Annotated in this window: 24 protein-coding genes and 1 pseudogene; 5 read left to right on the plus strand and 20 right to left on the minus strand. The window is 69.0% G+C overall.

The window, feature by feature from the left end:
- Nucleotides 1-82 precede the first annotated feature (82 nt).
- From sodN to JOD64_RS23430, 7 genes are all read right to left on the minus strand, one after another.
- Nucleotides 83-487: a superoxide dismutase, Ni gene (sodN, locus tag JOD64_RS23400; protein ID WP_204944167.1), complete on the minus strand. Its 405-nt coding sequence runs from the start codon at nucleotides 485-487 to the stop codon at nucleotides 83-85.
- An 88-nt stretch (nucleotides 488-575) separates the two neighbouring features.
- Nucleotides 576-1,331: an HAD family hydrolase gene (locus JOD64_RS23405; protein ID WP_204944168.1), complete on the minus strand. Its 756-nt coding sequence runs from the start codon at nucleotides 1,329-1,331 to the stop codon at nucleotides 576-578.
- A 59-nt stretch (nucleotides 1,332-1,390) separates the two neighbouring features.
- Entirely contained in the window at nucleotides 1,391-2,197 is an 807-nt protein-coding gene (locus JOD64_RS23410) for an inositol monophosphatase family protein (RefSeq protein WP_204944169.1), read from the minus strand.
- Nucleotides 2,198-2,253: 56 nt separating this feature from the next.
- A complete protein-coding gene (locus JOD64_RS23415; protein WP_204944170.1) occupies nucleotides 2,254-2,703 on the minus strand; it encodes an iron chaperone in 450 nt (149 codons plus the stop codon).
- 128 nt (nucleotides 2,704-2,831) lie between these two features.
- Entirely contained in the window at nucleotides 2,832-3,548 is a 717-nt protein-coding gene (locus tag JOD64_RS23420; protein WP_204944171.1) for an NADPH-dependent F420 reductase, read from the minus strand.
- 55 nt (nucleotides 3,549-3,603) lie between these two features.
- Nucleotides 3,604-4,635, minus strand: a complete 1,032-nt coding sequence (locus JOD64_RS23425; RefSeq protein ID WP_204944172.1) for an LLM class flavin-dependent oxidoreductase — start codon at nucleotides 4,633-4,635, stop codon at nucleotides 3,604-3,606.
- Nucleotides 4,628-5,677, minus strand: a complete 1,050-nt coding sequence (locus JOD64_RS23430; RefSeq protein ID WP_204944173.1) for an LLM class flavin-dependent oxidoreductase — start codon at nucleotides 5,675-5,677, stop codon at nucleotides 4,628-4,630. The genes JOD64_RS23425 and JOD64_RS23430 overlap by 8 nt, the downstream gene beginning before the upstream one ends.
- 108 nt (nucleotides 5,678-5,785) lie before the next feature.
- Between JOD64_RS23430 and JOD64_RS23435 the strand changes: the two genes are divergently transcribed.
- Nucleotides 5,786-6,277: a MarR family winged helix-turn-helix transcriptional regulator gene (locus JOD64_RS23435; RefSeq protein ID WP_204944174.1), complete on the plus strand. Its 492-nt coding sequence runs from the start codon at nucleotides 5,786-5,788 to the stop codon at nucleotides 6,275-6,277.
- An 18-nt stretch (nucleotides 6,278-6,295) separates the two neighbouring features.
- Here JOD64_RS23435 and JOD64_RS23440 read toward each other — a convergent pair whose 3' ends face one another.
- Together JOD64_RS23440 and JOD64_RS23445 are read right to left on the minus strand one after the other, a co-directional pair.
- Entirely contained in the window at nucleotides 6,296-8,728 is a 2,433-nt protein-coding gene (locus JOD64_RS23440; RefSeq protein ID WP_204944175.1) for a DUF4132 domain-containing protein, read from the minus strand.
- 1 nt (nucleotide 8,729) lies between these two features.
- Complete coding sequence (locus JOD64_RS23445; RefSeq protein ID WP_204944176.1) at nucleotides 8,730-9,122, minus strand: hypothetical protein; 393 nt, start codon at nucleotides 9,120-9,122, stop codon at nucleotides 8,730-8,732.
- Between the two features lie 216 nt (nucleotides 9,123-9,338).
- Between JOD64_RS23445 and JOD64_RS23450 the strand changes: the two genes are divergently transcribed.
- Nucleotides 9,339-9,722 carry a hypothetical protein gene (locus JOD64_RS23450; RefSeq protein ID WP_204944177.1) on the plus strand — a complete coding sequence of 128 codons (384 nt, stop codon included), beginning with the start codon at nucleotides 9,339-9,341 and terminating at the stop codon, nucleotides 9,720-9,722.
- 1 nt (nucleotide 9,723) lies between these two features.
- Here the strand turns inward: JOD64_RS23450 and JOD64_RS23455 are convergent, their stop codons facing one another.
- The 6 genes from JOD64_RS23455 to JOD64_RS23480 form a co-directional block, all read right to left on the minus strand.
- Entirely contained in the window at nucleotides 9,724-10,389 is a 666-nt protein-coding gene (locus JOD64_RS23455; RefSeq protein ID WP_307813584.1) for a class I SAM-dependent methyltransferase, read from the minus strand.
- A gap of 8 nt (nucleotides 10,390-10,397) precedes the next feature.
- Nucleotides 10,398-10,886 carry a nitroreductase/quinone reductase family protein gene (locus JOD64_RS23460; RefSeq protein WP_204944179.1) on the minus strand — a complete coding sequence of 163 codons (489 nt, stop codon included), beginning with the start codon at nucleotides 10,884-10,886 and terminating at the stop codon, nucleotides 10,398-10,400.
- Between the two features lie 119 nt (nucleotides 10,887-11,005).
- On the minus strand, nucleotides 11,006-11,770 hold the full coding sequence (locus tag JOD64_RS23465) for a hypothetical protein (protein ID WP_204944180.1): 765 nt from the start codon (nucleotides 11,768-11,770) through the stop codon (nucleotides 11,006-11,008).
- A 181-nt stretch (nucleotides 11,771-11,951) separates the two neighbouring features.
- Nucleotides 11,952-12,293 (minus strand): ArsR/SmtB family transcription factor, encoded by a 342-nt coding sequence (locus tag JOD64_RS23470; protein WP_204946206.1) that lies wholly within the window; start codon nucleotides 12,291-12,293, stop codon nucleotides 11,952-11,954.
- 225 nt (nucleotides 12,294-12,518) lie between these two features.
- Nucleotides 12,519-13,712, minus strand: coding sequence for an endo-1,4-beta-xylanase (locus JOD64_RS23475; protein WP_204944181.1), 1,194 nt, complete (start codon nucleotides 13,710-13,712; stop codon nucleotides 12,519-12,521).
- A gap of 428 nt (nucleotides 13,713-14,140) precedes the next feature.
- On the minus strand, nucleotides 14,141-14,971 hold the full coding sequence (locus tag JOD64_RS23480; protein WP_204944182.1) for a PIG-L family deacetylase: 831 nt from the start codon (nucleotides 14,969-14,971) through the stop codon (nucleotides 14,141-14,143).
- 230 nt (nucleotides 14,972-15,201) lie between these two features.
- On the opposite strand from JOD64_RS23480, the gene JOD64_RS23485 reads away from it, so the two are divergent.
- Nucleotides 15,202-16,077 carry an alpha/beta fold hydrolase gene (locus tag JOD64_RS23485; protein ID WP_307813586.1) on the plus strand — a complete coding sequence of 292 codons (876 nt, stop codon included), beginning with the start codon at nucleotides 15,202-15,204 and terminating at the stop codon, nucleotides 16,075-16,077.
- A 9-nt stretch (nucleotides 16,078-16,086) separates the two neighbouring features.
- Here JOD64_RS23485 and prfH read toward each other — a convergent pair whose 3' ends face one another.
- Genes prfH through JOD64_RS23500 form a run of 3 tightly spaced genes read right to left on the minus strand, consistent with a single transcriptional unit; the run spans nucleotide 16,087 to nucleotide 18,062 of the window.
- A complete protein-coding gene (prfH, locus tag JOD64_RS23490; protein WP_204944184.1) occupies nucleotides 16,087-16,722 on the minus strand; it encodes a peptide chain release factor H in 636 nt (211 codons plus the stop codon).
- On the minus strand, nucleotides 16,719-17,906 hold the full coding sequence (locus JOD64_RS23495) for an RNA ligase RtcB family protein (RefSeq protein WP_204944185.1): 1,188 nt from the start codon (nucleotides 17,904-17,906) through the stop codon (nucleotides 16,719-16,721). Before JOD64_RS23495 ends, prfH begins: the two co-directional genes overlap by 4 nt.
- 6 nt (nucleotides 17,907-17,912) lie before the next feature.
- The gene (locus JOD64_RS23500; protein ID WP_204944186.1) at nucleotides 17,913-18,062 is read right to left on the minus strand and encodes a hypothetical protein; all 150 of its coding nucleotides are present in this window, start codon (nucleotides 18,060-18,062) and stop codon (nucleotides 17,913-17,915) included.
- Nucleotides 18,063-18,177: 115 nt separating this feature from the next.
- Here JOD64_RS23500 and JOD64_RS23505 point away from each other — a divergent pair, with 115 nt between their 5' ends.
- On the plus strand, nucleotides 18,178-18,381 hold the full coding sequence (locus JOD64_RS23505) for a hypothetical protein (RefSeq protein ID WP_204944187.1): 204 nt from the start codon (nucleotides 18,178-18,180) through the stop codon (nucleotides 18,379-18,381).
- Between the two features lie 224 nt (nucleotides 18,382-18,605).
- Here JOD64_RS23505 and JOD64_RS33825 read toward each other — a convergent pair whose 3' ends face one another.
- Nucleotides 18,606-18,713: an LPXTG cell wall anchor domain-containing protein gene (locus JOD64_RS33825; protein ID WP_307814013.1), complete on the minus strand. Its 108-nt coding sequence runs from the start codon at nucleotides 18,711-18,713 to the stop codon at nucleotides 18,606-18,608.
- A 35-nt stretch (nucleotides 18,714-18,748) separates the two neighbouring features.
- Between JOD64_RS33825 and JOD64_RS33830 the strand changes: the two genes are divergently transcribed.
- Complete coding sequence (locus JOD64_RS33830; protein WP_307814015.1) at nucleotides 18,749-19,144, plus strand: hypothetical protein; 396 nt, start codon at nucleotides 18,749-18,751, stop codon at nucleotides 19,142-19,144.
- Between the two features lie 55 nt (nucleotides 19,145-19,199).
- Here JOD64_RS33830 and JOD64_RS33835 read toward each other — a convergent pair.
- Nucleotides 19,200-19,784 (minus strand): annotated as a pseudogene (locus tag JOD64_RS33835) (ice-binding family protein); the annotation flags it as partial.
- Nucleotides 19,785-19,839 lie beyond the last annotated feature (55 nt).

Here is a 19,839-nt window from a genome sequence, read left to right on the forward strand (position 1 = left end):
CCGGGCGCGCTGAAGCAGCAGTTTCAGTGATGTTGTGCGGATCTTGGCCCGCTGGACCGCGCGGTGATCGCTCCGGGGTGGATCAGCTCTGCTTGGTTTCCCAGAAGATCTTCGAGATCTCCTCGATCTTCATGAGGAGTTGCTCCGCGACCGCCGGGTCGGCGACTCCCTTCGCCCCGCCGGCGCCGGCGAGCTTGGTGGCCTCGTTGAAGAGGCCGTGCAGGTGCGGGTACCTCTCGAAGTGTGGTGCCTTGAAGTAGTCGGTCCACAGGACCCAGAGGTGGTGCTTGACCAGTTCGGCGCGTTGCTCCTTGATGATCAGCGATCGAGTCCGGAACTCTGGGTCGTCGCTGGCCTGGTACTTCTCGGAGATCGCCTTGATCGACTCAGCTTCGATGCGGGCCTGCGCGGGGTCGTACACGCCGCAGGGGAGGTCGCAGTGCGCGCTCACGACGACGCGCGGGCGGAGTAGGCGTGGCAGGTACATCCGGATCCCTTCCGACAACGGCGGGGGATGGCAGGCGTCCGGGTCGGACAACTTCCCGGTCCGTCCGCCTCCCGGGCCGTAACGTGATCTACACCAGGACGCTAGAACCTGAACCGCGCTTCATGTCAAGAGTGAGCCGTTGGCCGGTGGGTACGGACTCACGGTCACCGGGGGACTGCTGCACGCGCAGCGTCAGCCGGGCCAGGAGCGCGTCCAGGGAGAGGTCCGCGGCGCTGGGCAACACCAGGTCCGCGGCCGTGAAGCGGGCGTGGTCCGCGTGCGGGTTCGGCACGGCGACGCAGCGGAGCCCGGCGGCGAGTGCCGCCGCCACGCCGTGCGCGGTGTCCTCGAACGCGACCGCCTGATCCGCGGGCAGCCCGAGCCGGTCGAGTGCCAGCAGGTAGACCGCTGGATCCGGCTTGTGCGCACGCAGCTCGTCGCCGGTCGCCAGCACCTCGAACCGCTCCCGCAACCCTGCCTGATCCAGCAGAGCACCCACGTGTGTGAGCGGGGAACTGCTCGCCACGGCGAGCCGCAGCCCCAGCTCTGCGGCCTCGTCCAGCCACTCGATGATGCCGGGCGCGGGCTTCAGCGCCGCATTCAGCTCTGCTCGGTACGCCATCCGCAGCGCGTGGCTGGACGTCCGGTCGTAGGCCGGCCCGACTGCCGCTTCGAGCGCCGTGTACCGATCCGCGTTCGCATCCCCGCCATGGTCGGCGAAGAAGCCCTGCGGGTCGAGCTGCAGGCCATGCCGTTGCCACTCCCAACGCCAACTCTCCAGCAGGGTGGTTTCCGTGTCCATCAGCAGACCGTCGAAGTCGAGGATCAGCGCTTTGGTCGTCACAACGGCCATTATCCCGGTCCTGCTCACCGGGCCCACCGGCCATCCGGCGCGCTCGGGCCTCAGTCCCTCCGCGAACGCTGATTCTGAATGAGAGTCAACAACGCGGCATGCGTCCGCTCGTCCGCGGCGACGACGAGGCCCTTCCCACCGGCGTGGATCGGCTGACCGTCGATCCCGGTGACCACGCAACCGGCCGCCTGACAGAGAGCAATCCCTGCCGCGAAGTGAACGCTGTCCTGCAGGCGGTGGCCATCCGTGACGTAGGCCGCGCGGCGACCGGCCGCGACCCAACCCACGGCCAGGGTGGTGGAAACGACGCGCGGGCGGAACTGTTCGATGAAGCCTTCGTCGGCGAGCATCCGGGCGGCCAGGAAGACGTGCCTGTTGGGAAATGGCGGGTCGAGATTGACGTCGACCAGAGTCGACTCGGCCGACGGGGTGAGCGGCTCGTCGACACCTCCACGGCGCACAAACGCGGCGATGCCGTCGGTCCAGAACACCTCACTGGTGAACGGGTCGGCCGAGGCGGCCACCGTGACCCCTGCCTCTGCTTGCAGAGCGACGTTGACCGAGGCGAGCATGTTGCCCACGGCATAGTTCAGCGTCCCGCACAACGGGTCGACCAGCCACGTACGTCCGTTTCCGCCGGTGCCGGTGCGTCCGCTCTCCTCCGCCACCACGACGTCGTGCGGACGCTCCGCGCGCAGGACACCGAGGATTGCCTTCTCCGCCTCGACGTCGGCGGTGGTGGCGAAGTCGCCCGCGGTCTTCAGGAAGCGTGTCAGCGATGATCCGTAGTGGGAACGGACGACGGCAGCTCCGGCTTCCGCCGCCTTGATGGCCAGTGCATGGTCGGTGATCGACATGCTCGAACCATAGGCACCCGGCGGCGGCCCCTGGCGGTCGGTGCGGGCCGTGGGCTTCAGGACACCGCCGCCTTCACCAGCTCGATGACCTTCTTCTCCACCGCCGGGCTCCACTTCTGCAGCGCGTACGACACCGGCCACAGGTCTCCGTCGTCGAGGTTGGCCGTGTCCTGGAAGCCCAGGGTCGAGTACCGGTAGTTGAACTTGCCGGAGTCCTGGAAGAACACGACGATCTTGCCGTCCGCGTTCGCGTAGGCGGGCATGCCGTACCAGGTCTTCGGCAACAGGTCGGGGGCGGCGGCGGTCACCGTCACGTGGACGCGCTCCGCCAGCGCACGATCCTCCGGCTCCATCTGCGCGATCCGGTCGAGGATCGCTTGCAGCCCGTCGGCCTTCTTGGCGCCCTTCTTGCCTTCGGCGCGCAGTTCGGAAGCGCGCTCCTTCATCGCGGCCCGCTCCTCCGGGCTGAAGCCATCGGACGTGGTCGTGGTGGTCTTCGCGGACATTCTCGGGGCTCCCTCTCGTCGTCCAGGCCCGGCGTGCTGCCGGCGCCCTGGGGAAAGGCTAGGTCGGGAAGCCGCCCTCGGGCTTCTCGATTCCTGACCGGTCCGCGGGACCGGCGGCGTCTCCTGACCTAAGCCGCCTCGTTCGACGTCGAGGCTCGGGCAGCGGCGATCGTCCGTCCACGCTCCGACTCAGGAAAACGGTCGAGCATGGCACGCACCTCGTCGGCGCTCACGTTGGCGCCGAACAACTCGCTGCCCGGTTCGAGCCGTACTCCCTCGGCCAGGGGGCCAGCGACGACCGGATCGAACCCCAGCGCGTCCACAAGACCGGCGACCGTGGTGAGCTCGGTGGCACCGTCGCCGGCGATCGCGATGGCCTTGCGACCAGGTGTTCCAGCCGGCCGCGCCTCGTCCTCAAGATCGTGGTAGCCCATGTGGTTGAACGCCTTGACGACACGGGAGCCGGGCAGGAACGCCTGGACGACCTCGCTCGACGAGGTACGCGGATTGGTGAGGTCGTCCCGAATGCCGTCGATCTCCCACCAGTAGTTCATGGCATCGACGACAAGCTTGCCGCGCAGCGCCTCGGCGGGAACACTGCGGTACTTGCCCAGCGGAAGGGCGAGGATGACGATGTCCGCGTCGGCCACCGCGTCGGCCGACGTGGTGGCTGCCGCCCCGGGAGCGAGCACCTCGACGGTGAGTGCGATCTTCGCCGGGTCGCCGGAACCGGCGACCAGCACCCGGTAGCCGGCGGCGACGGCGAGCCGGGCGAGCACCGTACCCACCTTGCCGGCCCCGAGGACACCGAGGGTCTGGGGCCGGCTCCGGTCGTTGTCGTTCATGTCGTCCTTTCGGTCCTTCGTGCGTCCGGGAGTCTTCGGGTGCCGGGAGCGCTGGTCAGCTGGCCAGGATGTCGCGGACCATGGGGATCACCTTGGAGCCGTACAGTTCCACGGCACGCATCCGGGCGCTGACCGGTTGCGCGCCGGCCGAGTAGATGAGGTCGAACCGGCCGACGCCCAGGCTGCGGATCGCGCGCGCCATCCGCCGGGCCACCGTCTCCGGCGAGCCGATGTAGAGGGAACCGCCCTCCACCTCGGAGTCGAACTCCTGGCGGCGGATCGGTGGCCAGCCCCGCAGCGCGCCGATCCGGTTGCGCATGACGCGGTAGTGCGGCCAGTACACCTCCTTCGCCTCCTCGTCGGTGTCGGCGATGAAGCCTGGCGAGTGCATGCCGACCGGGTGTGCGGTCGTACCGAGTTGCTCGGCGGCCCTCCGGTAGAGGTCCAGGTAGGGAGCGAAACGCTCGGGGGCGCCGCCGATGATGGCGAGCATCAGCGGAAGCCCGTACTGGGCGGTGCGCACGACCGACTGCGGTGAGCCGCCCACGCCGACCCAGGTGCTCAGGTGCCCCGACTCCGTCTTCGGGAAGACGTCGGCGTTCTCCAGAGGGGCGCGCAGGGTGCCGCTCCAGGTGACCGGCTTCTCGTCGAGGAGCTTGACGAACAGGTCGATCTTCTCCTCGAACAGCGTGTCGTAGTCGCGCAGGTCGTAGCCGAAGAGGGGAAACGACTCGGTGAACGAGCCGCGGCCGAGGATGACCTCGGCCCGGCCGTGCGACAGCGCGTCGACCGTGGCGAAACGCTGGAACACCCGGACCGGGTCGTCCGAACTCAGCACGGTCACCCCGGACGCCAACCGGATCCGCGACGTACGTGTGGCGATCCCCGCGAGCACCGTCTCCGGAGTCGACACCGAGTACTCCGGCCGGTGGTGCTCGCCCAGGGCGATGACGTCGACGCCGAGCTGGTCGGCGAGCACCGCCTCGTCGACGACCTGCCGGATCGCCGCAGCGTGGGAGACGAGCTTGCCGGCGTCATCCTCCGGTACGTCGCCGAACGTGTCGAGGCCGAACATGAGGTCAGACATGGGTGGGCTCCTTCGCCAGCAGCTCCCGGACCCGCGGCGCGACCTCACTGCCGAGCAGTTGGATGGTGCGTGCGCGTGCCTCGCGGGGCAGGTGCATGATGTCGTACTTCAGATCGAAGCGGCTCAGCCGCAGGTCACGGGCGACCGTGGCGATCTTCTGCGCCACCGTCTCGGGTGATCCGACGAAGAGCGCGCCGTGGTCGATTTCCGCCTCGTAGCGCGCGCGGTCCGGTTTGTAGAAGCCGCGTTCCTCGGCGAGCGCCGCCACGACCGGTTGCCAGTATCGCCACCACGTCTCCACCGCCTCCTCGTCGGTGTCTGCGACAAGGCCGAGTGAGTGCTGCCCGATTGGCCGCAGGGTATGCCCGAATTGTTCGAGCGCCCTGGTGTAGAGGTCGACGTGACCGGCGAAGCGCTGGGGGCGCCCACCGATGATCGCGAGCATGAGCGGAAGTCCGTGCCGGGCGGCGCGGATGACCGAGTTCGGGCTTCCCCCGACGCCGATCCACGTCGGGATGCCGCCGGGCTGCATCCGCGGATGGAGGCGCTGCTCGGTGAGGGGACTTCGCACGGTGCCAGACCAGGTGACGGGTTCGTCCCGCTGAAGCCGCAGGAAGAGCTCCAGCTTCTCCTCGAACAACCGCTCGTAGTCGGCCAGGTCGTAGCCGAACAGCGGAAACGACTCGGTTGCCGACGCGCGTCCGAGCACCATCTGGGCGCGGCCGTTGGACACGGCGTCGAGGGTGGCGAACTCGTGGTAGAGGCGTACCGGATCGTTGGTGCTGAGCACCGTGACCGAGGTGCCGAGGCGAATCCGCTCGGTCGCGGTCGCGGCTGCCGCCAGCAACACGGGTGTCGCCGAGTCGTTGTGGCCCGAGCGGTAGTGCTCGCCGAGGCTGAACACGTCGAGTCCGACCGACTCGGCGAGTCGTGCCTCGTCCACGAGGAGACGTACGGTCTCGGCGTCGCTCAGGACCCGGTCGCCGTCGGTGGCCACCTCCCCGAACGAGTTGAGCCCCAGTTCGAAACCTGCAGCTGTCATCGTCTGCTCCTCGGTGCTTCCGGCCGGTGGCCCGCGGAAGCGGACCTACCGGTTGACGTGTCAATGATGCTAACTTGGCGATTGACACGTCAATTCCAGGAGAGTGAGATGACGGAGGCCACACCCGGCCGGCGGGGAGGACGCCAACTCCCGACCGCGGACGAGCTACGGATCTGGCGGGACTTCATCGAGACGACGGCGGCGCTGGGTTCCCGGCTCGAATCCCGCCTACAGAACGACTCCTCGCTCTCGACGGGGGACTACGCCGTCCTGCTCGCTCTCAGCGAGGCCGAGGGGCAGGCGATGCGTTCTTCCGCACTCGCGTCGCACATCGGCTGGGAACGAAGTCGACTCTCCCACCACCTGGGGCGGATGGAGCGTCGTGGCCTCATCCGCCGGCAGGAGTGCGCGACTGTGCCCCGGGGCGCGGAGGTGCTGCTCACAGCGGCCGGAGCCGAGGCGTTCCGGGGAGCCACGTTTCCGCACCTGCGTGCCATTCGCGAACTCTTCGTCGACGCCCTGACGCCGGATCAGGTCCTCGTGGCGGGCGAGATCGCAGCGGCGCTCAAAGTGCACCTCGACGCCCTGCGCGAGAAATGATCTCCAGGGGTCCGTCCGTCATCTGCTGAGCTGTCGGAGCACGGTGGCGTCGGTGATCGTGTCGTCGGCGGCGAGCATGATCGCCTTGGACAGAATCGTCGACAGCATGGGGTCGTCGTCGAAGGGCAGGTGAAGCCGACCGGATCGGTCGCGGGCCGGGACGATGCACAGGTAGGAATCGTCGGGCTCCATCAGGATGTTGCCGGAGCCGAGGTGTATCCGATAGGTGCGGACATTCCCGCGGACATGCAGGTACCGGTCGGAGAGGTCCACCCGGTCGGCAATGTTCGTACGAGGTAGCAGCCGAGCCAACGCGTCTCGACGTACCTCCGCCGAAGGGGTCAGCGCAGCGCTGACGGTGCTGCGCCAATAGTTGTGGAGCCGGTCCTCGCCACGGTCGGCCCACTGCGGGTCGGTGGCGATCGACGTGACGCCGACGAACAGGTCCACGTCACGCATGGCTTCGCTGAAGACCAGTGGTGGCACGTCGACGACCGGCGCCTGTTGCCACGTCGCTCCGTCCTGCCGGGCGAAACGCACCTGGTCGGTGGAGCAGTAGTCGACGTCGTAGCTGTGCGGGTCCGGGTTGTCGACCAGTTGGTGGTGGAACGACGCCCGCCACGCACCACCGCCGAAGAGCTTGGTGGCTTCGCTGTCATAACCGCCGTCCCAGGTGCCGAGGTATCCGGCCTGCCAGCCCCGGGCGCGCATGAGGGCGTTCGCCTGCCGGTACCGCAGGATGTGCGCGGCGAACCGATTGGAGTAGACGTGCGTCGCCTCCTCGGCGGGCGTAACCAGGTAGACCTCTCGGAAGGCCTGCTTGAACGGCTGTGCCAGACCAGCGGCAACCACGCGCTCACGCCAGGCGAGAACCTCGTCGGTCGTCGCCCGGGCGGGATGCCACAGCCTGACCCGGCCGGGAGAGATGTCCTGGCCGTCCAGGCCGGCGATCGTCCATCCGTCGCCGTCCCGTCGGGGCAGGCCCGACGTCCACCGGTGTCCGTCGGCGCTGGTCTCCCACAACAGCCGCCGCCCGTAGGCTCCGGTGATCGGGTGTACGAGGAACCGGGTCAACCACTCCGGGTACGACCAGGTGCGCTCCTCGGACAGCAGGCCTTCCACCCGTAGGCGCTCGGCGGCCAGGGTCGCGCCAACGCGTTTGACGAGGTCACGTAACTGCCTTAGCTCGTCGCCGTGCGCCTGCTTGACCTGAGCCGGGATGCCCTTGAGCGGGACACCGTCACGAGCGAAGGTCAGGCGTGCCTTCTCACCCAGAACGTCGACCGTCGCTTCGTACGGCCCGACCGGTGTGCACAGTCGCCCGTCGAAGCCGAGCCCGTGGTCGTCGATGGCGAGCTCCATCACCTCGCTGAGCGACCGCCCCCGCAGCGCGCCGATGCGGGTCAGTGCGGTCTGGATCCGGTTCTGCAACGCCTTGTTCCTGACCGTCACGGCCAGCCTCGCCAGCGTGCGTACCGGTGCCTCGCCTTCCCGGCCCCCGAGCAGTTGCACGGCCGCGACAGCCGTCCGCTGGGCCTGGGGGTAGCCCGACGCCTGCCGTGGCGCCGCCGCGGCGGCGGCGGTGACCCGCGCCAACAAGTCGGTCGCGGGCTCGTCGGGCTGCCGCGACAGCGCCCAGACCAGGCCTCGGACGAGGCGGTCCGAGTCGTCGTGCAGCGGCCGCCCGTAGGCGGTGAAGGCTTCGAGGACCGACCGAACGACCTGAGCTCCGCGCGATGTGGTGGCGAGCAGCTCATCGAGGCGCCGCTGCCATTTCGCCGGCGCTGCCGGCTTTTCCAGGGAGGCGCAGTGCACCAACACCTCCGGTACGCCCGGCGCGGCGAGGACAGCACCAAGCTCGGCGCGGACGAGCGGCCCGAACCCGTCTCCGTCGTGGAGCAGCCACGACGGCACGCGACGGCCGGTGGCGCGATCGAGGGCGTCGCCGATCAGCGTGACAGCGCGTCGTCGAGGCTCCGCCGCGACGAAACAGTCGCTGACCAGCTCGCTGAGGAAGGCGTCGAGGGCCGGCACCAGGTCGGCCAGCTCGGCAGGCGTCAGGCGCGCGGCGATCACCGCCGGCAGTTCCAGGTGAGAGCCGTTGTCGTAGGACTCTCCGCGTGCGACGACCTCCAGGCACCACACGAGGTCCGCACGCGTCCAGGGCAGGTCTCCGTCGGCGAGACTCCGCACCACATCGTTGAGCTCGGTCGGCGTCGAACTGGTCGCCGACTCCCGATGCATGGCCAGCGCGGCGCTGCGGCGTACCTCGACCGGCCACGACTCGACCGCGGCCCACTCCGGCACGTTGGTTATCGAGAACCTCCAGTGGTAGGTGCTCGCGACATGGAGAACAGCCCTGACCCGAGCATCGGCCTCGGCGAGACCGATCTCCACGTGCCGCCGGTCCGGATCGCTCAGACCGGGAAGGAACTCCGTCCAGTCGCCCATGTCAGCCACCCACCAGCGCAACGAGCCGCACGAAAGCCACATCCGGGTCGGCGAGCAGGTCAATCTCCTCGTCGAGGTCCTCGATCTGGCGATTGCCGACCAGCAACAGGAAACCGTTACGGGCAAAGGCCGCGCAGGCGGCGTCTGCCTGCTGCTCCCAGTCGAGACGCCTGCCCCGGGCGATCCGGTAGCCGTTCAGCGTGGCCTCCGTGTCGGTCGGCTGCACCAGCCCTCGGAAGTGCTCGGGTTGACGGGCGTTGAACCGGGCGACCTCCTCGCGCACCCGCAGGCGGACCAACTCCCGGGCTGAGATGCGCTCCGGCAACCCGGTCAACGGCCAGTGATCGATGGCCTTACCGGTCGCTGTCTCATCCCGCACAATCGCCGTGGCCATGCCGCCGAGCTCCTTGCCTTGAGGTGTGACGCATCCTGGCACGAGCCTCCGACGAACCACTCTGACCTGCGGTTTTGTCGGATCCGAGCAGTGGTTTTCCCGGCCTGCGAGTGGTACGACTGGAGCATCGAAATATCGACGGTGCGGTGGTCAGTAGGAGGTGCGGGCCATGTGTCACACCAGCACCAGACCCCCGGATTGGCAGGCGAGACCGTCGTGACGAATCCGGAGAGCACCGAGGAGAAGGCGGCCGCCTACAACCGCGGTCTCGACGCGGGCCGGATCGAGCAACGTCTGCAGGGGCACGATGAGCACCTGCGGCACATCAACGGTTCGATCGACTCGATGACTCGGGCGTTGCAGAGCCTCACCGAGGAGCTTCGCTTTTACGCCGCCCGCTTCAGCGCCGGTGTGACCTCGGATCGCCGGGATGCAAAGGAACGGGACAGGATCGCGGAGGTTCGGGTGGAGGAGGCGGACAACGCCGAGTCCGAGCGGACGGTGCGGTGGACGGCGTGGCAGCGCTGGTTCGCCGTCGTCGGCGCGATCATCCTGGTGGTCAACTTCGGCCTCGGCCTGTACGTCGCCTTCAACCGCTGACTCAACCGGCTCTGGCCAGCAGGAACGCCTGGTCGTCCCGCTCCGTGCCCCGAGCCCGCCGCACCAGGCGACACTCCTCCCGCAGGCCGGCGGCCGCGATCTCGGCGGCGACATGGTCCGCGGTGTAATGGTGTCGCTCAAGGTGAATCTCGTGGCCGAAGCGGCGGTACGCCGCAGACAGATCACGCGTACCCTCACCGGCCTGGAATCCGACGAGCAGGTGGCCGGTTGGGCGCAGGACCCGGGCCGCCTCCGCGAAGATGCGCGCCTGCCCGGCGGGAGGTGTGTGGATGGTGGAATACCACAGGAGCACGCCGGCGAACTGGTCGTCCGGGTAGGGGAGAGCGGTCAACGAGCCCACCGTGAACATCAGGTCGGGTTGGTCGCGTCGGGCCATGGCGATCATGCCCGGAGACAGATCGAGGCCCTGCACCTGACACCCGCGCTCGGCGAGGTACCTGCTCATCCGGCCGGGGCCGCACCCCGCATCGAGGACCCGTGCGTCGCCTCCGGACGTCACCGCCTCAGCAAACGCGTCGATCACGGCGAGGTCGATTGGAGCCTCGGCCCGCGTATCCGGAAGATAGCTGGCGTAGGCCTCGGCCACCATGTCGTAGGCATGTCGAACATCGCGGAAGTCGAGCGGCTCTGTGGGCGACGAGGTCACGAGCCGCATCATTGCACCAACGAGGCACCACCCGGTCTGGGCTCCAGCACCACCACCGTGGTTTCCGACGACCTCCGCGCCGCGTGGGCGTCGAAGTTCGCGTCAGACCTGCTCCATCGTGGCCACAACCGCAACCGCTCGTCGGCGGTGGCGGCGCGACCGCGGACCAGCCGCGGCTCGCCGACCACGTCGACGGACGCGTCCGGATGCGTTTGCAGGTTGAGCCACCAGGCAGGCTGACCCTCACCCCACCCGTTCATCGCCACCGTGACCAGGTTCGGACCATCCTCGAAGTACGCGACGATGACACTTCGCTGCTGCCCGGTGCGGCGACCGGTCGTGGTCAGCCGCAGCACACCCCAGCGATTCTCGCGTGGTTGCCACAGCCCGACCCGGCTGCCGGAGACCCGGTACAGGCCCCGGTGCACCGACCAAGCCAGGCGGATGAACCAACGCGGCGGGAGCCACGGTGTCTTCGCCGTTTGACCGTCCGACATGATCGCCTCCCACCTGGACTGATAACTCAGTCTGCGGGTGTGAGCGCGCCCGGTGTCCTGCTGTCCTTGATCTGACCCGAGCCTGGGCCGTTCGATCGACCCCCGTGCTCCGTCGCCTCCTACCGCTGCCAGGCGTCGACGGTCTTCGCGCCGTCGCGGACAACCCGGTCCATGATGGTGGGATTGCCGCTGGTGCCCTCCCACCCCTGGTCGTCGAAGACCGTCACCGCGGTGTCGACGCGCGCCACCGCGATCTGGCTGGACCCGGTGCCGCCGGTGCGTGTCCCGTTCAAGTTCGCATTGGGCCACGTCCGGGTCACCAACAGCGCTTCGTCGCCGACGCCGGGCAGGATCTGACTCTTGACGGTGGTGGAGTTCTCGAGTTGCGTGTAGGAGGGACACGCCTGCACGGCGGCGCGGACGCGTGCCATGTACGCCGTGGCGCCGTCGCCGGCGAAGGTGAAGATGGTTTGGTGGATCAATCCGCCCGGCACATGGCCGTCGGTATCGCCAGCCGTCTTGTAGGTGAGGGTCATCGCGGCGCTCGCGGTCACCTGTCGGCCTCCGGTACCGAACTCGTTGCGGCACAGCTTCGGCAGGGCCTCCTCGACGGGCGTCGCGCGTCGCGGAGACTTGCGCAGCTCGGACGGCAACTCGACGAAGGCTGACGTCGGGATGGTCGCCTGGGTGCTCGTGCTCGGCGATGGTTGCCCGGTCGGATCCACCGCTGCCGTCGCGGTCGTCGGCGCCGGGGTGGACGAGGCCGAGTCGGACGGAGCCGGAGTAGTGGTGCAGGCGGTGGCAACGGCGATGGTGCCCAGCAGCGGGACCAACGCAAGCAGGTTTGGCATACGGGCGGGCGGCAGCGGTGCGTATCGGCTCATGATCACCTCTCGTCGATGTCCGAAAGGTTCCCGGTGGCGAGCCGTCCCAAACGACCATGCGTATTCGCCGCACGCCGACCGGACCTGCGGGGTTGGAGGTCTCGCCTGCGAACCGGCGCACCGAGCCGCCGCCATTCGCCAGGACGAGTTGTGGCGAGGTGGCTGCCGCTGCCGCGCAGGATCAGCGGGTCTTCTTCGTCGCCCGCTTTCGGGGCGGTGTCAACAGGTCGGCGATCTGTGCGATCGCGGCCGGCACCAGGCGGTAGTACGCCCAGACCCCCCGCTTGTCGCGTTCGAGGAGGCCCGCCTCGGTGAGGATCCGGAGGTGATGACTCACGGTCGGCTGGGAGAGGTTGAGCGCCCCGGTGAGGTCACTTACGGATGCCTCACCTTCCGGCGCGGACTGGATCAGACTGAGTAGACGCAGTCGAGCCGGGTCGGCGAATGCCTTCAGCACTCCCGCAAGTTTCTCGGCATCGGCCCGCTTGATTGGATCGCCGGTGAGCGGCGAGATCGCAGGCATGGCAGTTTTCGCAGTTCCCACGCCTACTATCGTTACACCAACACCATCGATAAGCCGGTAGAACCGGCACCAATACTCCAATGGCGTCCGTACGGCTGGCTGGGACGACCGAACGTGAACAATTCTTCGACGTCTGTGGTGGTGGACAGGCCGTGTGGGGCTTCGCTGAAGCCCCACACGGCCTCACGGCTGTGTCCGCGCCGCCGGATCAGCCGAGCCCACAGATCAGCGGCGGGGTTTGGGTGTGATCCGCGGCAGGACGTACGGCGGTCCAGCGAAGATCAGGTCGGACTTCAGCTCGTGGTACGCCCGCTTGGGCTGGTAGTTCTCGTCGTAGATCGTGGCCAGCCCCTCCGGCGGGTCGTCGAACCAGCCCGGCACCCAGGAGTGGTTGTCGCTGAACCCCCAGACCGTGTACGACAGGCAGCTGCGTACGGCGAGGCACGCCTTCATCAGCACACTGAAGTTGGCGGCCGACGCCTGCAACCGGGGGTTGATCTCCTCCGAGTTGCCGGCCTGGACGGCCGCCGTCATCTGGCTCCGGACGTCGACCTCGGTGAACGCGGTGGCGACGCCGAGCCCGCTGAACTTCTTCAGCGCGGCGGTCACCTGGAGGGTGTCGTAGTTGCCGTACTGGGTGCCCAGGTGACCCTGGGAGCCGACGCCGTCGATCGGGACACCCTGGGCGCGCAGGCTCTTGGTCATGTCGTAGACGAACTGGGTCTTGTCGTCCGCCGGGTTGCCCGAGCCGAACGCCTCGATGTTGTAGTCGTTGTAGAACAACAGTGCCTTCGGGTCGGCGGCCCGCGCCCACCGGAACGCGTCGGCGATGTAGCCGGGCCCGAGGTTCTCCGCCCAGAAGCCCTTGTAGTGCAGGGTCGTCGGGGTGTCCCACGGGTCACTGACCGCCTCGTTGACCACGTCCCACTGCCAGATCTTGCCCTTGTAGCGGTTGACGACTGTGGTGATGTGCTTGCGCAGCAGCTCGCGCAGCTCCTGCTTGCTGATCGAACCGTCGGCGACGCCACTGGTCAGCCAGCCGGGCAACTGGTTGTGCCAGACCAGCACGTGGCCGCGCACGCTCTGCCGGTTGCGCTTGGCGAACTCGACCAGTTGGTCGGCCGGGGCCCAGTTGTAGGTGCCGCGGGTGGGCTCCAGACTCTCCCACTTCATCGCGTTCTCGGCGGTGACCGAGGAGAACTCGGAGGAGGCCAGTGCGCGGTACTGCGGGTCGCTGGCGTCGTTGAGGGCATCGATGCTCACCGCGGTGCCGATCTGGAGGCCGTGGCGCAGGCCGAGGGCGGCGAGGCTCTGCGCCGCGGGGTCGTACGGCCGGCTCGCGGTGGCAGGCACAGTGTTCAGTGCCGCGACGGTCGAGACGGCGACCACCCCGACGGTCGTCCACTGTCTCAGCTTCATCTGCCTTCCTTTCACATCATCGATAGACGTTAGTCGATCAAGAAGGTGCGGGTCCGGCTGCTGACTGGTGGGGGAGCGGGATCGGGCGCCCGGGTTGGGTCTGCTGGTCGGTGGCGCCGGTAGTTCCGGCCGGAAACCGGAAACTTGCTCGAAACGTTAAGGCCGTCGATGTCGGGGCGTCAATGCTGAAAACTTCCGGAAATTCGTCACATGACCTGCGGAAGCCCTTGCCCACCGCCCACGAAACTTCCGAAGGCCCGGCTTACTCGGCGCAGGGCAGCCGAACGCGAGCAACGTCGACACGGTGACCGCCGGGGGTGTGGGGGAGTCGGAGCGGTTCACCGCAGCCGACCTCAGCGTCGCCAGCGGCATCGTCGACACCGTGGCCGACGACGCCTGGTGCCGCTATGAAGACTGATCCGACGCGATCAGCGAAGGCCGGCGAAGAGATCGTCCTCGGGTGTCGGCGCGCCGGTCCGGTCACGGACCCGAACGAAGGTCTCCACACCCATCAGCTCGGTGAACCGGTCCCGGCCCAGTTGCAGGAAGAAGATGTTCTCGGTCTGACTGGCATGGGTGGCCAGCGCGTCGAACTTCTGCCCGCCGTAGTCGTTCGTGTCGACCCAGGTGGTGATCTCATCATCGGGTAGGCCGAGCAGCGGCTGCGGCTCCGCCGTCGCGTCGGGCTCGGCCCAGTCGACGCCGAGATCCTTCATGATCTGGCCGAACTGCTCGAACGCCGTCCGCGGCACGGTGGTCCAGTACACCTTCGCCGGGACGTCCGTCTGCTCGACGGCGGCCATGGTGATCCGATGAGCCTGGATGTGGTCCGGGTGACCGTAGAAACCGTTCTCGTCGTACGTCACGATCACGTCCGGTTCGTACTGCCGGATCAGCTCCGCGAGGCGGCCCGCCGCCTCCGCCACCGGCGTCGTCCAGAACGCGCCGGGCTGGTCGTTGGTCGGCCAGCCCATCATCCCGGAGTCGGCGTAACCCAGGGTCTCCAGGTGGCTGACCTTCAACACCGCGCAGCTGGCCTCCAACTCAGCCTGGCGCATGGCCACGACAGCGGCCGGGTCGTGCCCCGGGTCGCCCGGCTTGACCCCACCGGGGCCGTCGCCACACCGCCCGTCGGTGCAGGTCACGAGCACCGTCGTGATCCCCTCCGCGGCATAGCGGGCAAGGACGCCACCGGTGCTCGTCGCCTCGTCGTCCGGGTGGGCGTGCACCGCCATCAAGGTCAGAGGTCGCTCAGCCATGCCATCACCCTACGGTCGTTCCTCGCCGTGGGTAGCGGAGGGCGGGGTAGCGACCATGACCGGCGGAACGCATCCTAGCCAGCTCAGGATCGCGTCGTGCCGATCACGTGCAAACCGCGATCGACTGCGGAGCGCCTCCCTACATTGGGGCGTAGCCAGCACATCCGAGAGGTTGGGGCGCGAGGGGAAGTTCAATGGCGGGGGCGGGCGCGAAGGCATCGTTCGGTGATGTGCGACAAGTCGACGCCGGGGTCCTGAACATCGGGTACGTCGACGCCGGGCCGGCCGACGGTGCCGCCGTGATCCTGCTGCACGGCTGGCCGTACGACATTCACAGCTTCGTCGACGTCGTGCCGGTGCTCACCGCCGCCGGCCACCGGGTCGTGGTGCCGTACCTACGTGGCTACGGCACGACCCGATTTCTCTCCGACGACGCCATGCGCAACGGCGAACCGGCGGCCATGGGGCTCGACCTGATCGCCTTCATGGACGCCCTGAAGATCGACGCTGCGAAGCTGGCCGGGTTCGACTGGGGTGCGCGTACGGCCGACGTCGTGGCCGCCCTGTGGCCCGAGCGCTGCCGTGGGTTGGTCTCGGTGAGCGGCTACCTCATCGACGGCCAGGCCTCGGGCAAGGTGCCGCTGCCGCCGAAGGCGGAACTGGCGTGGTGGTACCAGTACTACTTCGCCACCGACCGTGGCCGGGACGGGTACGACAGGAACCGGCGTGACTTCGCCCGACTGATCTGGCAGACCGCGTCCCCGAAATGGTCGTTCGACGATGCCACCTTCGACCGCAGTGCGGCCGCGTTCGACAACCCCGACCACGTCGACATCGTGATCCACAACTACCGGTGGCGGCTGGCCCTCGCCCCCGGCGAGTCGCAGTACGACGAGGTGGAGAAACGCCTGGCCGCGAAGCCGAAGATCACGGTGCCCAGCATCTCCATGGAGGGCGACGCCAACGGCGCGCCGCACCTGGAGCCCAGCGTCTATGGCAAACAGTTCGCCGGGCAGTACGAACACCGGACCGTCGGCGGCGGTGTCGGGCACAACCTGCCCCAGGAGGCGCCCCAGGCATTCGCGGACGCCGTGCTGGAGGTCTGACCCGCCCCGCTACCCCCGGCGGCCCGGTCGCTGCGGCTCCGGACGTTCCACCCGCACGGGGTCGCCGCGTACGAGGTCGTCGTGGATGCGCCACCGGGCGGTGGTGACGGCTCGCCGCGCCGCCTCGTCGCCGTGCTCGATGCGCTGCCGCAGCAGTTGCAGGGCGATGCGGCGGTTGAGGCTGAACTGCCGCTCCTCATCCACCACGACGACGATGCCCGACGGACGGTGCGTCGCTCGTACCGCCGTGCTGGCCTTGTTGCGGTGCTGACCACCCGGACCACCGGTACGGCAGGCGACGATGTCGACGTCCGCCTCCACGAACGTCGTCGGCCGGGCGTCGCGCTGCGGCGGCTGGGCGGTGACGTACCAGTTCTTTCGACCGGTGCTCGCCCGGTACGGGCTGGGCGCCTGCCAGCACAGCGTGCCGGTCCAGGAGGCGGCGAAGGCTTCGGCACCGGCACCGGAGATCTGGATGAGCACCGACCGGTAGGTGCCGTTCCGGTCACCGGGCACGGCCTGAACCTGCTGGATCGTCAGGCCCCGACCAGTGCCGTCGGCGGTCAGGCGGTGCAGCAACTGGGCGAGTGCCCAGGCGCACTCCTGCGGGCCACGCCCGGCGGACAGCAGCAGAAGCTCGCTCACGACCGGCCTCGCGCGCCGCGGTGGCCCCGCCGGTCCGGCCGTGACGTGGACCCGAGATCAGGCGTCTTGTAGGTAACCAGGGGAATCGTGCTGACCACCGGCGTGGCCAGCCGGTGCTCGACAAGGTCGGCGATCACCTGCTCGATGCGCTTGTACGCCGTGGGCGCCTCCTCGAAGAGCAGTTGGCGCTCGCCGCACACCACCAGCGAGCCCACGGGCGTCCGGCGTAGCTCCTCGACCGTGTGCTTGGCGCGGCCCCGCCGCAGGGCGTCGGCGCGTGACATCTTGCGGCCGGCGCCGTGCGCCACCGAGTGGTTGGCCTCCGGCCCGGCGTGGGCGGCCACCAGGTAGGACGCGGTGCCCCGCGTACCGGCGACGAGAACGTCACGGCCGTCACCCGGCGCCGCGCCCTTGCGGTGCAGATAGACCCCGTCCCGGACCTCGACCAGGTTGTGGCACTCATCGACGATCGGTTCGCAGGGCTCGGCCCCCAACGCGTACGCGACCCGGGCCGCCAGCACCCGGCGGTTGAGCGAACCCCAGCGCACGGCCTCATCGTGCCTCGCCAGGTAGGCGGCAGGATCGGGGGCGGCACCGGCGCCGTGGACCTCGGTGTGCGCCCGAAGGATCCGTTCGCCCAGACCACGCGAACCGCTGTGGACGATGAGCACGAGATCGCCGGCGCTCAGCCCGAGGCGACTCGCGTGGCTCGCGTCGAAGACGGTGTCGACGCGAGCCAACTCGACGAAGTGGTTGCCTCGTCCGACTGTCCCGAGACCATCCAGGTGACCGGCCGGGACGTCACCCGGAACGACGACCCAGGCCGGGTCGTCGGCATCCTGCTCCGGGTCCAATGCACGGTCGAGGTCGGGAAACCGGGCGGCCAGCCGCTCCGGCACGGCACGCTTGAGCTTGATGGGGAACACGGCGATGCCACAGCCGATGTCGGAGCCCACCAGGAACGGGTACAGCACGGTCGACGCCATGGCCGCACCGATCGGCGCACCCTTGCCGGGATGCAGGTCCGGCATCGCGGCGACGTGGACCATGCCGTCGAGGGCGGCTACCTGCTGGCACTGCGCGAGCGCAGCGGACTCGATCCAGCTTCCGGGTGAGGCGAACACCGTGACGCTGGCAGGGGCGGACGGGGGCAGGGACTCCCGAGGGAGGTGGTGCTGGGACAAGGAAGCTCACTTCTCGCTGAGAACGTGGGAGCGGACGGCGTCACGGCCCTCGGGAGGCGTCACCGGTGGCGCGGAGCAGGGGAAGGTGTCCGTCAGTACGTCATGGCCGTAACTCTCGCGGAGCACGCCGAGCGCGACAAGCGATTTTCCAGGCATCATGGTCTCCATGAACGCCGATTGGGTCACCATCGCGGCCTACGAGAACACGCCAGGCTGTCGGCAGCCGCTGGCAGCCGTCCGCGCTTGACTACGTGACCGAGGCATCGATTGGATGCCGTTCGAGTCGGGCGAGATCTACTGGGGTCTGGCCTGCGGCGTCGGCCCTGACGGCCACTGGCACGGCTGGCTCGAAATCCGGATTGACGCCGCCGCACTGCACCGCCTCGGCCTGCATCCCGACCAGCCCACCGCGGCGGTCACCGGACCCGCACCGCCCGGCTGGTGGCATGCCGCAGCAGAACGCAACGCTCAGTGATCAGTTGTGAAACCGGCCCTCGTTGCCAACGCCACACCGGCGAGAACGGGAGGTAGCAGCCATGCGCGAGCTGGAGCTCAGCGACTGACTCTCCTGCGGGGTTCGGGTAGTTCGAGCTGGCGTACCCGTCGTCGGCCCACTCCCGGCTGGGGAGTGGGCCGACGACGGGCACGTTGGTGGGTGCTCAGGTGGCCCGGCCGGCAGATCACCGGCCGGGCCGCCGATCAGGACTCCTGGCGTCGACGCCGCGCGAGGAAGAACGCGAACGCGCCCAGCACGACCATCACGCTTCCGATGCCCGTCATGGCCGGGACCACTCCGCCACCGGTCACCGGCAGGATGGGGGCCTTGCCACCCGGGCTACCGGGTGCGCCGGGGCTACCAGGTGCTCCAGGCGCGCCAGGTGCTCCGGGGCTACCGGGCGCTCCAGGGCTACCGGGAGCGCCGGGGCTACCGGGTGCTCCAGGCGCGCCAGGGGCTCCGGGGCTACCAGGTGCTCCAGGGCTACCGGGCGCTCCAGGGCTACCGGGGGCGCCAGGTGCGCCGGGACTGCCGGGCGCTCCAGGGCTACCGGGGGCGCCAGGTGCGCCGGGACTGCCGGGGGCTCCGGGGCTACCGGGTGCGCCAGGACTTCCAGGGGCTCCGGGGCTACCCGGTGCGCCAGGGCTGCCGGGCGGTCCGGAAGGGCCGGGCGGGCCGGTGGGTCCGGGAGGGCCGGTCGGTCCGGGTGGGCCCGTCGGCCCGGCGCAGACCGGTGCGGTGATGACGTTGTTGTCGAGGGTGACAGCCTCGGTTCGCGCCAGCGCGCGTCCCTGGAGGGTCGCGCCCGTGGCCATCGTGATCGCAGCCTGGGCCATGATGGTGCCCACGAAGGTGGTGCCCGTGCCAATCGTCGCCGAGCTGCCGATCTGCCAGAAGATGTTGCAGGCCGAGGCGCCGTTGATCGGGACGACGCTGCTGTCCGCCGCGGTCGTCAGCGAGGAACTGACCTGGAAGATGAACACGGCCGCGGGGTTGCCCTGGCCGTTGAGCGTCAACGCCCCGGTCAGTTGCCCTTCCCCGACGCGGTAGACGCCGGGGTTGAGCGTGTTGCCGCCGAGTTCCTCGGGGAGGATGGTGAAGGGCGTCCGGCCGGCGGCGTCGTTGTAGGCGATGGTGAGGTCACTCTGCGCCTGGAGAGCCTCGGCGTCGCCGAGGTGGGTCTCGCCGCCGATGGTCGCCGTGTCGAAGCCCGTTGCGGTGCCACCCGGGAATCGTCCAAGGTTTTGAGCCAGGAAGCTCGCGCCGGTGTTGGTGGGCTCGGCTCCGGCGAGGACGGAGTAGTCGCCGGCTGTCCCCAAACCTACGGGTGCATCCGCGGCACTGGCCGGGGTTGAGCCAAGCACCAGAAAGCTGGCGGCCATGGCGACGGCCGCGGACGCCGCGAGCGCTGGCAGTAGCCTTCGGCGAAGGCGAAGA

The organism is Micromonospora luteifusca (assembly GCF_016907275.1).
Lineage (GTDB): Bacteria > Actinomycetota > Actinomycetes > Mycobacteriales > Micromonosporaceae > Micromonospora > Micromonospora luteifusca.

Coding starts and splice junctions, on each gene's coding strand:
- JOD64_RS23460 (WP_204944179.1), bottom strand. CDS start 10,886: ATGTCGGACGGTCAAACGGCGAAGACACCGTGGCTCCCGCCGCGTTGG.
- JOD64_RS23470 (WP_204946206.1), bottom strand. CDS start 12,293: ATGCCTGCGATCTCGCCGCTCACCGGCGATCCAATCAAGCGGGCCGAT.
- JOD64_RS23425 (WP_204944172.1), bottom strand. CDS start 4,635: ATGTCTGACCTCATGTTCGGCCTCGACACGTTCGGCGACGTACCGGAG.
- JOD64_RS23505 (WP_204944187.1), top strand. CDS start 18,178: ATGCCGTTCGAGTCGGGCGAGATCTACTGGGGTCTGGCCTGCGGCGTC.
- JOD64_RS23430 (WP_204944173.1), bottom strand. CDS start 5,677: ATGACAGCTGCAGGTTTCGAACTGGGGCTCAACTCGTTCGGGGAGGTG.
- JOD64_RS23500 (WP_204944186.1), bottom strand. CDS start 18,062: ATGCCTGGAAAATCGCTTGTCGCGCTCGGCGTGCTCCGCGAGAGTTAC.
- JOD64_RS23480 (WP_204944182.1), bottom strand. CDS start 14,971: ATGGCTGAGCGACCTCTGACCTTGATGGCGGTGCACGCCCACCCGGAC.
- JOD64_RS23475 (WP_204944181.1), bottom strand. CDS start 13,712: ATGAAGCTGAGACAGTGGACGACCGTCGGGGTGGTCGCCGTCTCGACC.
- JOD64_RS23465 (WP_204944180.1), bottom strand. CDS start 11,770: ATGAGCCGATACGCACCGCTGCCGCCCGCCCGTATGCCAAACCTGCTT.
- sodN (WP_204944167.1), bottom strand. CDS start 487: ATGTACCTGCCACGCCTACTCCGCCCGCGCGTCGTCGTGAGCGCGCAC.
- JOD64_RS23410 (WP_204944169.1), bottom strand. CDS start 2,197: ATGTCGATCACCGACCATGCACTGGCCATCAAGGCGGCGGAAGCCGGA.
- JOD64_RS23415 (WP_204944170.1), bottom strand. CDS start 2,703: ATGTCCGCGAAGACCACCACGACCACGTCCGATGGCTTCAGCCCGGAG.
- JOD64_RS23420 (WP_204944171.1), bottom strand. CDS start 3,548: ATGAACGACAACGACCGGAGCCGGCCCCAGACCCTCGGTGTCCTCGGG.
- JOD64_RS23445 (WP_204944176.1), bottom strand. CDS start 9,122: ATGGCCACGGCGATTGTGCGGGATGAGACAGCGACCGGTAAGGCCATC.
- JOD64_RS23435 (WP_204944174.1), top strand. CDS start 5,786: ATGACGGAGGCCACACCCGGCCGGCGGGGAGGACGCCAACTCCCGACC.
- JOD64_RS23440 (WP_204944175.1), bottom strand. CDS start 8,728: ATGGGCGACTGGACGGAGTTCCTTCCCGGTCTGAGCGATCCGGACCGG.